Origin of the sequence: Serratia grimesii (genome assembly GCF_900186025.1) — a bacterium.
Lineage (GTDB): Bacteria > Pseudomonadota > Gammaproteobacteria > Enterobacterales > Enterobacteriaceae > Serratia > Serratia grimesii.
The window spans coordinates 440,705-453,222 of the sequence record NZ_LT883155.1; the positions used below are offsets into that span (position 1 = coordinate 440,705).

Sequence of the window (12,518 nt, forward strand, 5' to 3'; positions counted from 1 at the left end):
ATGCTGCACCCCTGGGGTCAATATGTAGAACCCCTACGTTGAACGCTTTATTCGTCCGGATTTTCGGCGATAAAGCGTTCTGCGTCTTCAACCATAGATTTGGTGCCGACGAAGAACGGTGCACGCTGGTGCAGTTTCACCGGGGTAATGTCCAGAATACGGTTTTTACCGTCACTGGCTTTGCCACCGGCTTGTTCTGCCAGGAACGCCATCGGGTTACATTCATACAGCAGACGCAGCTTGCCTTGTGGGTGGCTAGCGGTGCTTGGATAAATGTAGATGCCGCCTTTCAGCAGGTTGCGGTGGAAGTCGGCAACCAGTGAACCGATGTAGCGTGAGGTGTAAGGACGTTGTGTTGCTTCGTCTTGTTCCTGGCAATACTTGATGTATTTCTTCACACCGCGCGGGAACTTGATGTAGTTACCTTCGTTGATGGAATACATATTGCCAGTGGCTGGGAAGCGCACTTTCTCATGGGACAGGCAGAACACGCCCAGAGACGGATCGTAAGTAAAGGCATGCACGCCATAACCGGTGGTGTACACCAGCATGGTGGATGAACCATAAACTACGTAGCCAGCAGCGACCTGAGCACTGCCCGGTTGCAGGAAGTCTTCTTCGGTCACCGGAATGCCTACCGGGGTAATGCGACGATAGATAGAGAAAATCGTACCGACCGAGACGTTGACATCAATATTGGACGAACCGTCCAATGGATCCATCAGTACCACATACTTGGCATTTTCAGCCCGCTCGCCGTCGAATATCACGATTTCATCTTCTTCTTCGGAAGCGATACCCGCAACTTCACCGCGCGCTTTCAACGCCGCTTTCAGCTTTTCATTGGCGTACAGGTCCAGTTTCATCTGAACTTCACCCTGTACATTGGAAACGCCGCTGGTGCCCAGAATATCAACCAGACCCGCTTTGTTGATATCGCGGTGGATGATTTTGGCGCCCAGTTTAATTGCAGAAAGTAGCGCAGTCAGCTCGCCGGTGGCGTGAGAGAAGTCGTGCTGTTTCTCGACGATAAATTCGCCTAACGTTTTCATGACACAATCCCTGAATCTACGGATGGGTAGCGGTTTGTTAACATACCGCCAACGTATTCGCGAGCAGTGTAGCCCAAAGATGAGCGCTATTCATAGGCAAATCCATTTCTTCTGGACGATTCTGGGCGTTAGAATAAGCCAACATTCGACGTACTCTATGAGAAAACTATGCGCATTCACATTCTTGGGATCTGTGGCACCTTTATGGGCGGGCTAGCGGTGCTGGCACGTTCGCTAGGGCATGAGGTGACCGGCTCTGACGCTAATGTCTATCCGCCGATGAGCACGCTGTTGGAAAAAGAAGGGATCGAACTGATCCAAGGCTACGATCCTGCTCAGTTGGATCCCATGCCGGATCTGGTGATCATTGGTAACGCCATGACACGCGGCAACCCCTGTGTTGAAGCGGTACTGGAGCAGGGCATCCCTTACGTTTCTGGCCCACAGTGGTTGCATGACTATGTGCTGCGCGATCGCTGGGTACTGGCCGTTGCCGGGACTCACGGTAAGACGACCACTGCCGGTATGGCAACCTGGATCCTCGAAGTCTGCGGATATAAACCGGGCTTTGTGATCGGCGGTGTTCCTGGCAACTTTGACGTTTCTGCTCGCTTAGGCGACAGCCCGTTCTTTGTGATCGAAGCTGACGAGTATGACTGCGCGTTCTTCGACAAGCGTTCCAAGTTTGTGCATTACAGCCCACGTACGCTGATCATGAATAATCTGGAGTTCGATCATGCCGATATCTTCGATGATCTGAAAGCAATCCAGAAACAGTTCCATCATTTAGTGCGTTTGGTTCCAGGCAAGGGCAAGATCATTTTGCCTGACAACGACAATCACTTGAAACAGGTGATGGCGATGGGCTGCTGGAGCGAGCAGGAGCTGGTCGGGGAAGAAGGGGCATGGCGTGCACAGAAGCTAACACCGGACGCCAGCCATTATGCGGTATTCCTTAATGGTGAGCAGGTGGGGGAAGTTAAGTGGTCGCTGGTGGGTGAACACAACATGCATAATGGCTTAATGGCCATTGCCGCTACGCGCCATGTTGGTGTGATGCCTGCGGATGCTTGCCGTGCGCTCGATGATTTCATCAATGCGCGCCGCCGTCTGGAATTGCGTGGTGAAGCCCATGGTGTGACGGTCTATGATGACTTTGCCCATCACCCAACGGCTATCTTGGCGACCCTGGCCGCGCTGCGTGGCAAGGTCGGTGGTACTGCCCGAATTCTTGCCGTGCTTGAGCCCCGTTCCAATACCATGAAAATGGGGATCAGTAAGAACGATTTGGCGCCATCGCTGGGTCGTGCTGATGAAGTATTCCTGTTCCAGCCGCATCATATCCCCTGGCAGGTGGCAGAAGTGGCCGAAGCCTGCGTGCAGCCAGCCCATTGGAGTGCCGATCTCGACACGTTGGTAGAGATGATTGTGAAAACGGCCCAGCCGGGTGACCATATTCTGGTGATGAGCAACGGCGGTTTCGGCGGTATCCACGATCGCCTGTTGGAAGCGCTGGCTCACAAGTCGGAACCGAAAGTCACCTATTGATATATAGGGTGGCGTTAAAAACCTTTCTAAGGGCCGGCAGCGGCCCTTTTTTTGCGCATAAAAAAGCCCTCGCGAGCGAGGGCAACGGGGTTCGTCGGATAGGACGACGAAGCTTCTTCAGGGAATCAGTGCTTACGACAGAACTCGGCAGTGGCAGTGACGAGGGTAATCAGTTCGGTAAGCATGTCCTCTGAATTGTTATTTATAGATTTCGGCAGTCGCATGCCAGTTGCCGTTTTCGTAGGCTTCGATCACTCGGTAGGCTTTAGCGCCTTGTTTGTCAGCCTTGTCAGACAGTGCCTGACGAATATCGGAAGGCGCGCCGGTAATGCCGCTGACGGTAATGGTACCGGCAGACTGAAGATTATTGGCCTGGTCATTTGTGATTAACGCAGCGGCAGAAGCACCGAAGGAAACAACTGACAGCAGGCTGAGTGCGACGAGGGTAGTTTTCATGCTCATGATATTAAGTCCTGTTGCGATAACCGCCTGGAAGGGCTTTTTCAGCGTTTTTATACTTGAAGGCTGTTATCGGGGTACTGGGTTCCAGAGTTCTATTGCCCGTTTCCGGGTAACGCCTTGTACTTATTTATAAATTTCTGCGGTAGCGTGGAAGTTGCCTTCGTTACGCGCTTCAATTACACGGTAAGCGGTTGCCCCTTTGGCATCGGCTTTCTCAGACAGTGCCTGACGGATGTCGGAAGGTGCACCGGCTACGCCGCTAACGGTAATTGTGCCTGCAGCCTGCATTTTTTCTGCTTGGCTTGCATCAACAGATTGTGCTGCAAATGCACCGAAAGAAAGCATGGACAGAACGCTCATGGTTGCAATGGTAGCTTTAATTTTCATGGTTTGACCTCATCGTATTCTTTTATCAGTTCCAGTGAACTGTGATTTACGTCACGGAAATGAGTATACATCTAGTAACGCTAAAAATTAATAGTTAGCTAACAGTTTCTAGTGAAACTTTATTATGGAGTCACTCATCTTTTATAACTAAAAGGAATAAAAACAGGTTATAAAACGATCTTTTGATGTTAAATTTATGTGATTTCAATAAGGTAAGTGCTTTTGACCAAAAGTGCGGAAGATTGCAGTAGCTATCACTGGCTACACAGAAATGTCATTGAAATGTGTTGTAGCGCGAAGGAAATCTAGAGTTATACGTGGTAGGGGATGAAAGGAACGTAAGGATAGGGTTAAAGAAACGCTAACAAAACGCGACGGCTAGCCGCATTTTGTTAGCGTTAAGCATCATAACTCTTGTTCAAACAGCGTTAGGATGGCTTCGTATAACTGGCGAGCGGTAAAACTGCTGGCTGGGGTAACAAAAATAGTGTCATCACCGGCAATGGTGCCCAGGATCCCTTCGGATTTCCCTAATGAATCCAACAAACGGGCAATTAACTGTGCTGCGCCAGGGCTGGTATGGATGACGACCACTGCATCATTATGGTCGACATCAAGCACCAGGTTCTTCAGCGGGCTGGTGGTGGTCGGCACACCGAGTTCTGCTGGAAGGCAATACACCATTTCCATCTTGGCATTGCGCGTACGCACTGCGCCGAACTTGGTCAGCATGCGCGATACTTTGGATTGGTTGATGTTTTCGAAGCCTTCTTCTTGCAGCGCCAAAACGATCTCGCCTTGAGAACTGAATTTTTCTTCTTTCAATAACGCTTTAAACGCTTTGATCAGATCTTCCTGCTTTGCGGGATTACGCATTTTGCACCGTAGAATGTTGACAATGGAAGTGATTATTATGCATATAAATGAATTTTTATGCAATGAAAGGACGCCCAGGAAAAACAATAATGCCCGGACAATGAGGAAAGTGCGGCATTTTAACAAAATCCGTACCCCATGAATATGCCCTTTCAGCGACCTAAAAGTCGTCTGTGGTGGTAAAGAAAATGTTATTAAAATGATGTTGTTCTGATGTTATGTAAGGGTGTAATGTAACCGCCGGTTAACTTGCTCGTGAATAACCTCGCAGTATTTTTGATTAGTGTGCGCTATGCCCTTAATGCGTAAGCTATTTAATCTAAAATGAGCGCGACATCGGCTGTTTTATTGCGCCAGTTCTCAAACGAACTGTTAAGAGATTGTTTTTAAAGGTGTAATAATCTAAGGTCCGTAACAAACATATTCACGGCGCTTTATATATTTAAGATAATAAAGGAGTATAGGATGAAAGTTGCAGTTCTCGGTGCTGCTGGCGGTATTGGCCAGGCCCTCGCCCTTCTACTCAAAACCCAGCTTCCTTCAGGTTCTGAACTCTCTCTCTACGACATTGCCCCTGTGACTCCAGGCGTTGCCGTCGATTTAAGCCACATCCCTACCGCAGTAAAAATCAAAGGCTTCAGTGGTGAAGACGCAACGCCAGCTCTGCATGGCGCAGACGTTGTGTTGATCTCTGCCGGTGTTGCACGTAAGCCAGGTATGGACCGTTCAGATCTGTTCAACGTGAACGCGGGTATCGTGCGTAATCTGATTCAGCAAGTGGCAACAACCTGCCCGAAAGCCTGCATCGGTATTATCACCAATCCGGTTAACACCACCGTGGCTATCGCAGCAGAAGTGCTGAAGAAAGCCGGCGTGTATGACAAAAACAAATTGTTCGGCGTCACCTCGCTGGACATTATCCGTTCTAACACCTTCGTAGCTGAGCTGAAAGGCAAGCAGCCAGAAGAGTTGAACGTGCCAGTTATCGGTGGGCACTCTGGTGTGACCATCCTGCCACTGTTGTCACAGATCCCTGGCGTGAGCTTTACCGAGCAGGAAGTGGCTGATCTGACCAAACGCATTCAGAATGCGGGTACCGAAGTCGTTGAAGCCAAAGCCGGTGGCGGGTCTGCAACGCTGTCAATGGGTCAGGCAGCGGCACGTTTCGGCCTGTCCCTGGTTCGTGCGCTGCAAGGCGAAAAAGGCGTGGTGGAATGTGCTTATGTGGAAGGTGATGGCAAATATGCTCGCTTCTTCGCACAACCGCTGCTGCTGGGCAAAAACGGCGTTGAAGAACGCAAAGACATCGGCACTCTGAGCGCATTCGAGCAGAAAGCGCTGACAGACATGCTGGATGTGCTGCATAAAGATATTGAACTGGGCGAAAAGTTTATCAATAACTGATCAACCAACGATGTAAGTGTATGCATCAGCCGCCGGACAAGGTTCCGGCGGTTTTTTTATGCCTGCGGTTATGACCGAATGCGCGCTTTTCGATCCAGCAGATTATGGGTATGTGGATCGAAATAACGGCTTGGCCAGATCTCTGCAGGGTGTATGTCGAGACTTTCGGCAATTAACCATTCCCCTTTTGGCCAGGGGCGTGACAATGCATTTGCCAATGTTGATGAGCTAAGCCCCGCTTTGCGCGATACCGCCGCCAGTGTCGTCCCCTTCTTACGTAAAGCCGCAATGATATCCGCCGGGTGCCAGTCCTTGTTCTCTGAGTTCATGTTTGCATTCCTTTTTTTGATTAGCGAAAGTTCTGTTAGTGGTATAACTAACAGGTCAAGATTAATCGTTTAAACAACATGAATCGCTTATGCGGAAACTAGCATACCACTAAGTTTCTAAAAAAATACCCCAATAGTTTCCAAAAAAAGATATTTGCCAACTTTCCCAGAGATCATGGCTATGAAAAAAGAGTGGTTTGCCGCCAAGGAACTGACAGGCGTGGCAGGGTTACCTTCCTCACCACAGGGAATAAATTTGATGGCGCGCCGTGAAGGCTGGACCAGCCGACGCCGTAAAGGCGTACAAGGCAAGGCGCTGGAATATCATATCGACAGCTTGCCGAATAACACCCGTAATCTTCTGATATTGAAAGAAGACTCTGCGCATTATGACGTTGAACGTCAGGATCCACTCACGGTGTGGATTGAGTATTTCTATCACCTGACAGAGAGCGAGCGTGAGAAAGTATTGACGTTCTTGATGCGTGAAGGGATCGGTGGCCTGTTGGCGAGAATCTTACCGGAGAAATGAGCAGACCCGCAGAGCGGGTCTGTGGAAACAGCAGATGTTTATTGTTTCTTAAAAATCACGTTGAACCGCAAGGTGTGCCAATCCTTCCAGCGCAGTGCGATGGGATGATTCTGGCAGGACCTGCAGTGCGGCAATGGCCTTGTCGGCTTCTTCCTCCGCGCGCTGGCGCGTGTATTCCAGCGAGCCGCATTGCTGCATGGCTTTTAGTACGGGCTCCAGCAAATGACGGCCATTGCCTTGTTCAATTGCACCGCGGATCATGGCTTTCTGCTCGCCTTCACTATTATGCATGGCGTGCAGCAACGGCAATGTCGGCTTCCCTTCATTGAGATCGTCACCGGTATTTTTACCCAGGGTGCTGCCATCGGCGCTGTAATCGAGCAGATCGTCGATCAGCTGGAAGGCGGTACCAAGATAGCGACCGTAATCCTGCAGTGCTTTTTCTTCTGCAACGCTTGCGTCTGAGAGGATCGCCGAAGATTGCGCTGCTGCTTCAAACAGGCGTGCGGTTTTGCTGTAGATCACCCGCATGTAGCTTTCTTCGGTGATATCCGGATCGTTCACGTTCATTAACTGCAGTACTTCGCCTTCTGCAATGACGTTAACGGCTTCGGACATCAGCGCCAACACGCGGAGAGATTCCAGGCTCGTCATCATCTGAAAAGCACGTGTATAGATGAAGTCGCCTACCAACACACTGGCGGCATTGCCGAAGGCGGCATTGGCAGTTGCCTTGCCGCGACGCATGTCGGATTCGTCCACCACGTCATCATGTAGCAAGGTGGCGGTGTGAATGAATTCGATCAGCGCAGCAACGGTAATGTGTTTATCACCCTGATAATGCAAAGCCCGGGCCGCCAGAACGGCGATCATCGGGCGGATGCGCTTACCGCCACCACTGATAATGTAATAGCCAAGCTGATTGATGAGCGTGACATCAGAATTCAGCTGTTCGAGAATTGTTGCGTTCACGGCCGCCATATCTTGCGCGGTTAACTCGGTAATTTGCTCTAGGTTCATTGTATTTTTTTCAGCTGTGTTTCTCTTCACCGCGTTGAGATCGCTGCTCACATCGGTACATGGCGGTAACTGTCCCCCTGATTGTACTTGAAAAACGGTTCAGATAAACGCCATGAAAGAAACTGTGCTTTTTTTCTTCTTTTTTCTGCTTCTGGTCTTATTCTGCTCTTGTCATATGCGGGATTATTGCGTAGAATTCGCGCCCTATTGTGAATATTTATAGCGCGCTCTGTACTAAACAGTTGGGCACGCGGAAAGCGGAGTTTTATATGTACGCGGTTTTCCAAAGTGGTGGTAAACAACACCGAGTAAGCGAAGGTCAAACCGTTCGCTTGGAAAAGCTGGACATCGCAACTGGTGAAGCTGTTGAGTTTGACCAGATTCTGATGATCGCTAATGGCGAAGATATCAAAATCGGCGTTCCTTACGTCGATGGCGGTAAGATCAAAGCTGAAGTAGTTGCTCACGGTCGTGGCGAGAAAATTAAGATCGTTAAGTTTCGTCGTCGTAAGCACCATCGTAAGCAGCAGGGCCACCGTCAGTGGTTCACTGACGTTAAAATCACCGGCATCAGCGCTTAAGTTAGGGGAGCAGATTAATGGCACACAAAAAGGCTGGCGGCTCGACTCGTAACGGTCGCGATTCAGAAGCTAAACGTCTGGGCGTAAAACGCTTTGGCGGCGAAGCAGTACTGGCAGGCAGCATCATCGTTCGTCAGCGCGGCACTAAATTCCACGCTGGTACCAACGTGGGTTGCGGCAAAGACCACACTCTGTTTGCTTTGAAAGACGGTAAAGTCAAATTCGAAGTTAAAGGCCCGAGCAATCGTAAATTCATCAGCATCGAAGCTGAATAATTTTTCGAGCCTTACTAAATAGATGTAAGCCCCGCAATTCGTTGCGGGGCTTTTTACATTCTAGGGTGTTGGGCTGCTTGTACGCAGACCCGTTAGCGCTGGCAAAGGTAAGATGGAAACGAAACAGCAGGTCGGAATTGGCATTTCTCTGGCGGTGACTACAGCGGTTTGCTGGGGCGCATTGCCAATTGCGATGAAAGAAGTGCTGGTAGTGATGGAGCCGTTTACCATCGTTTGGTATCGCTTTACCATTGCTGCGCTTGGGCTGGGTCTTATTTTAGCCGTGCGCGGCAGGCTGCCGCCAGTGACCCTGTTTCGTCAACCGCGCTGGTTGCTGATTCTGGCTATCGCTACAGCGGGCCTGCTGGGGAACTTCATTTTCTTCAGCTCTTCGCTGCAGTATCTCAGCCCGACAGCATCGCAGGTGATCGGCCAACTGTCACCGGTCGGCATGATGTTTGCCAGCGTACTGATTTTAAAAGAGCGCATGCGCATCACTCAGGTGATAGGCGCGTTGATGCTGATTTTTGGGTTGTTGTTATTTTTTAACGTCAGCCTGATTGAGATTTTCACTCGCCTGACAGATTACACCCTTGGGGTGCTGCTGGGCGTGTGTGCGGCGATGGTGTGGGTCACTTATGGCGTTGCGCAGAAAGTGTTGCTGCGCCGATTAGCCTCGCCGCAAATACTGGTAATGTTGTACACTTTATGTGCAATAGCCTTATTTCCTCTGGCCAAGCCAGAGGTGATTTTTCAGCTCAGCGGCTGGCAATTAGCTTGCTTGCTGTTCTGTGGCGCCAACACGCTGATTGGCTATGGTGCGCTGGCGGAAGCAATGGCGCGCTGGCAGGCGGCGCAGGTGAGTGCGTTAGTGACGCTGACACCGCTGTTTACCCTGCTTTTTTCAGATTTATTGGCGTTGGCTTGGCCACACGTATTCGCCGCCCCGACATTAAATGTCGTTGGCTATGTCGGTGCTTTCGTGGTGGTAGCGGGCGCCATGTTTTCCGCAATAGGTCACCGTTGGTGGCCGCGACGGGCAGAAACCCGCCTGGTTGCTCCTTTGAAGCAGCCCGGTGAATGATTTACGGAGACGGTAAATGAAGTTTGTAGATGAAGCAGCGATTTTGGTCGTTGCAGGTGACGGTGGTAATGGTTGCGTCAGCTTCCGCCGCGAAAAATATATCCCGAACGGCGGACCAGATGGTGGTGACGGCGGCGATGGCGGCGACGTCTATTTGTTGGCGGACGAAAACCTCAACACGCTGATCGACTACCGCTTTGAGAAATCTTTCCGCGCCGAACGTGGTCAGAACGGCCAAAGCCGTGACTGTACAGGTAAGCGTGGTAAAGACATTACGATCAAAGTCCCTGTCGGCACCCGTGTGCAAGATCAAGGCACTGGCGAAATCCTCGGCGACATGACCCGCCATGGTCAGCTTCTGATGGTCGCGAAAGGGGGTTGGCATGGTTTAGGCAATACCCGTTTTAAATCATCAGTTAACCGCGCCCCACGCCAGAAAACGCTGGGTACCGCTGGCGAAGCGCGCGACATCTTGCTGGAGCTGCTGCTGCTGGCCGATGTGGGCATGCTCGGTTTGCCAAATGCCGGTAAGTCGACGTTCATCCGTGCAGTATCCGCCGCCAAGCCGAAAGTTGCTGACTATCCGTTTACCACGCTGGTACCAAGCCTGGGTGTGGTACGTATGGATCACGAACAAAGCTTCGTGGTTGCCGATATCCCAGGGTTGATCGAAGGTGCTTCTGACGGTGCTGGGCTGGGTATTCGCTTCCTGAAGCATCTGGAACGCTGCCGCGTATTGCTGCATTTGGTGGATATCGCTCCTATCGATGAATCTGATCCGGTAGAAAATGCCAAAATCATCATCAATGAGTTGAATCAATACAGCGCAAATCTGGCAGATAAGCCACGCTGGCTTGTTTTCAACAAGATTGATGTGATTGGTGAGGAAGAAGCGGCCGTGCGTGCCAAGGCGATTGCAGAGAGCATGGGCTGGGAAGGCAAGTACTACATGATCTCCGCCGTTAATCGCGAAGGCGTCAACGCGCTGTGTTGGGATGTGATGAAGTTTATCAATAGCCAACCGAAGGCGATGGCGATCGAAGAGAGCGCGCCGGAGAAAGTCGAGTTCATGTGGGATGATTATCACCGTGAACAACTCGCAGAAGTGGAAGCTGAAGCGGATGACGACTGGGATGATGACTGGGACGAAGATGACGACGAAGGCGTCGAAATCGTTTACCAGAAGTAATCTTGTGAAGAGAAGGGCTCAGTTAACACTGGGCCCTTTTTTATCGACGTTACTTGTTCAGCACGTTTTCCGGTAGCCAGCATTGGGCATTTAGCCCACTGGTATCCTGACGGTTTTCCATCGTCAAGCGTCCTTGATGCAGTTGTACGATACGGGTCACTATATTTAGCCCCAATCCACTGCCGCCGTACCGCTGGTCCATACGACGAAACGCCTGGGTGAGCTCGCCCACCATTTTCTCTTTAATGCCGGGACCTTCATCAATCACTTGTAGCAAATAACCGTGTTTCTGCGCGGCAAGTTGTACCCGAATGTTGCTGCCTTTTGGGCTGTAACGATGGGCATTTTCCACCAAATTACGCAGCAAGAGGCGCAACAGTACTGGGTCACCGTGAACCGGCGCGGTTTCAGGCAGCTGCCATTGCAGTTTTTGTTCACGCTGTGCGACCAATTCTTCGAGCTCTTCCTGCAGGGGTTGGATTACGTTGTTTACCCAGTCGAACTGTTGGTAGTGGCCGCTGGCAAAATCTTGTCCGGCGCGCGCGAGCATCAGTAATTGTTCGACGGTGTGCATCAGTTGGTCAATGCGGGCAATTAACGGACCGCTTTGCGGAATACCCTGTTTTTCCATGAGTTCCAGATGCAGCCGGATCCCCGCCAGCGGCGTGCGCAGTTCGTGTGCGGCATCGGCAGTAAAAAGCCGTTCTTGCTGGATTGTGTTATCTAGTCGTGAGAACAGTTGGTTGAGTGTGGTGGTAACCGCCATCATTTCAAGACTGTCACTGTTGAGCGGGAGTGGTGTCAGGTTATCGGCGGAACGCTTCTCCAGCCGTTCCTGCAGTTGATTAAGTGGTCGGATAATCCAACTGATAGCCCAAAATGAGGCCAGCAGAGTGACTATCATCATGATTAACGAAGGAGCAAGTAGCGAGGCTATTGCTTCGGCGATCTCCGTATCGACACGTTCGGTGCGAACTTTAGCCGACAAGGTTTCATCCACCAGGAAGCTGATTTGCTCCTGACTTTCGTGCCAGAGCCAAAAGGCGCTAATGAGCTGGGTGACCAAAAGGATCAGCGCCAGCATCAGTAACAGACGGCGGCGCATGCTGATCATGATGAAGACTCCAGGCGGTAGCCGATACCACGCACGGTACGGATACGGTCCTTACCTAATTTGCGGCGTAGGTTATGAATATGAACTTCTAGCGTGTTAGAGCCCAAATCATCCTGCCAGGTATAAAGATCCTGCTGTAACAATTCGCGGTTAACCGTTTGGCCGGCGCGCATCATCAGGCGTGACAGGATGGCAAACTCTTTCGGTGTGACTTCCACCGGTTGCTGCTGAACATACACCTGTTGGCTGGAAAGATTGAGCTGGAGATCATCCAACTGCATAAGATTGTCACTGTGGCCCTGATAGCGACGAATAAGGGCACGTACACGCGCTTGCAGTTCAACCAATGCGAAGGGCTTCACCAGATAATCGTCAGCACCGGCGTCCAGCCCATCGACACGGTCTTCAAGGGCATCGCGAGCCGTAAGGATGAGTACCGGTAAGTCGACTTGTTGACGGCGCCACTGCCGCAGCAGGCTGGCGCCATCCATGTCAGGCAGGCCCAAATCGAGGATGATCATGCTGTACTGGCTAGTGATGAGCAGGGCGCTGGCCTCCGCCGCCGTGGCGGCGCAGTCGCAGGCATAGCCTTCCCCAGCTAATGCCAGCGACAATCCTTGTTGCAGGAGCTCATCGTCTTCCACAATCAGCAGTTTCATCATTAT

15 protein-coding genes are annotated in these 12,518 nt (G+C 51.0%); 7 read left to right on the forward strand and 8 right to left on the reverse strand.

The window, feature by feature from the left end; genetic code table 11:
• Nucleotides 1-47: 47 nt before the first annotated feature.
• Nucleotides 48-1,052 carry a class 1 fructose-bisphosphatase gene (fbp, locus tag SGBXF1_RS02025; protein WP_012004925.1) on the reverse strand — a complete coding sequence of 335 codons (1,005 nt, stop codon included), beginning with the start codon at nt 1,050-1,052 and terminating at the stop codon, nt 48-50.
• A 168-nt stretch (nt 1,053-1,220) separates the two neighbouring features.
• Between fbp and mpl the strand changes: the two genes are divergently transcribed.
• Nucleotides 1,221-2,600, forward strand: a complete 1,380-nt coding sequence (gene mpl / locus SGBXF1_RS02030; RefSeq protein WP_037423212.1) for a UDP-N-acetylmuramate:L-alanyl-gamma-D-glutamyl-meso-diaminopimelate ligase — start codon at nt 1,221-1,223, stop codon at nt 2,598-2,600.
• 198 nt (nt 2,601-2,798) lie between these two features.
• Here mpl and yhcN (SGBXF1_RS02035) read toward each other — a convergent pair whose 3' ends face one another.
• The 3 genes from yhcN (SGBXF1_RS02035) to argR all read right to left on the reverse strand — a co-directional run bounded on the left by yhcN (SGBXF1_RS02035) (nt 2,799) and on the right by argR (nt 4,325).
• Nucleotides 2,799-3,062, reverse strand: coding sequence for a peroxide/acid stress response protein YhcN (gene yhcN / locus SGBXF1_RS02035; RefSeq protein ID WP_037423210.1), 264 nt, complete (start codon nt 3,060-3,062; stop codon nt 2,799-2,801).
• Between the two features lie 123 nt (nt 3,063-3,185).
• Complete coding sequence (gene yhcN / locus SGBXF1_RS02040) at nt 3,186-3,449, reverse strand: peroxide/acid stress response protein YhcN (protein ID WP_037423207.1); 264 nt, start codon at nt 3,447-3,449, stop codon at nt 3,186-3,188.
• Nucleotides 3,450-3,854: 405 nt separating this feature from the next.
• On the reverse strand, nt 3,855-4,325 hold the full coding sequence (argR, locus tag SGBXF1_RS02045; protein ID WP_020824937.1) for a transcriptional regulator ArgR: 471 nt from the start codon (nt 4,323-4,325) through the stop codon (nt 3,855-3,857).
• A 465-nt stretch (nt 4,326-4,790) separates the two neighbouring features.
• Between argR and mdh the strand changes: the two genes are divergently transcribed.
• Entirely contained in the window at nt 4,791-5,729 is a 939-nt protein-coding gene (gene mdh, locus SGBXF1_RS02050) for a malate dehydrogenase (protein WP_186427738.1), read from the forward strand.
• A gap of 68 nt (nt 5,730-5,797) precedes the next feature.
• Here the strand turns inward: mdh and SGBXF1_RS02055 are convergent, their stop codons facing one another.
• Nucleotides 5,798-6,058: a helix-turn-helix domain-containing protein gene (locus SGBXF1_RS02055; protein WP_037423200.1), complete on the reverse strand. Its 261-nt coding sequence runs from the start codon at nt 6,056-6,058 to the stop codon at nt 5,798-5,800.
• A 181-nt stretch (nt 6,059-6,239) separates the two neighbouring features.
• Between SGBXF1_RS02055 and SGBXF1_RS02060 the strand changes: the two genes are divergently transcribed.
• Nucleotides 6,240-6,590 carry a DNA-binding protein gene (locus tag SGBXF1_RS02060; RefSeq protein ID WP_037423198.1) on the forward strand — a complete coding sequence of 117 codons (351 nt, stop codon included), beginning with the start codon at nt 6,240-6,242 and terminating at the stop codon, nt 6,588-6,590.
• A gap of 48 nt (nt 6,591-6,638) precedes the next feature.
• Here the strand turns inward: SGBXF1_RS02060 and ispB are convergent, their stop codons facing one another.
• A complete protein-coding gene (ispB, locus tag SGBXF1_RS02065) occupies nt 6,639-7,610 on the reverse strand; it encodes an octaprenyl diphosphate synthase (RefSeq protein ID WP_037423195.1) in 972 nt (323 codons plus the stop codon).
• A 269-nt stretch (nt 7,611-7,879) separates the two neighbouring features.
• Here ispB and rplU point away from each other — a divergent pair, with 269 nt between their 5' ends.
• From rplU to cgtA, 4 genes are all read left to right on the forward strand, one after another.
• Entirely contained in the window at nt 7,880-8,191 is a 312-nt protein-coding gene (rplU, locus tag SGBXF1_RS02070; RefSeq protein ID WP_037423192.1) for a 50S ribosomal protein L21, read from the forward strand.
• Nucleotides 8,192-8,208: 17 nt separating this feature from the next.
• Nucleotides 8,209-8,466 (forward strand): 50S ribosomal protein L27, encoded by a 258-nt coding sequence (rpmA, locus tag SGBXF1_RS02075; protein ID WP_004933559.1) that lies wholly within the window; start codon nt 8,209-8,211, stop codon nt 8,464-8,466.
• A 112-nt stretch (nt 8,467-8,578) separates the two neighbouring features.
• Nucleotides 8,579-9,550: a DMT family transporter gene (locus SGBXF1_RS02080; protein WP_061807500.1), complete on the forward strand. Its 972-nt coding sequence runs from the start codon at nt 8,579-8,581 to the stop codon at nt 9,548-9,550.
• A 16-nt stretch (nt 9,551-9,566) separates the two neighbouring features.
• Entirely contained in the window at nt 9,567-10,739 is a 1,173-nt protein-coding gene (gene cgtA, locus SGBXF1_RS02085; RefSeq protein WP_037423186.1) for an Obg family GTPase CgtA, read from the forward strand.
• Nucleotides 10,740-10,788: 49 nt separating this feature from the next.
• On the opposite strand, the gene pmrB is transcribed toward cgtA, so the two are convergent.
• Entirely contained in the window at nt 10,789-11,853 is a 1,065-nt protein-coding gene (gene pmrB, locus SGBXF1_RS02090; protein WP_130382633.1) for a two-component system sensor histidine kinase PmrB, read from the reverse strand.
• Nucleotides 11,850-12,512, reverse strand: coding sequence for a two-component system response regulator PmrA (pmrA, locus tag SGBXF1_RS02095; protein WP_037423181.1), 663 nt, complete (start codon nt 12,510-12,512; stop codon nt 11,850-11,852). The genes pmrB and pmrA overlap by 4 nt, the downstream gene beginning before the upstream one ends.
• Nucleotides 12,513-12,518 lie beyond the last annotated feature (6 nt).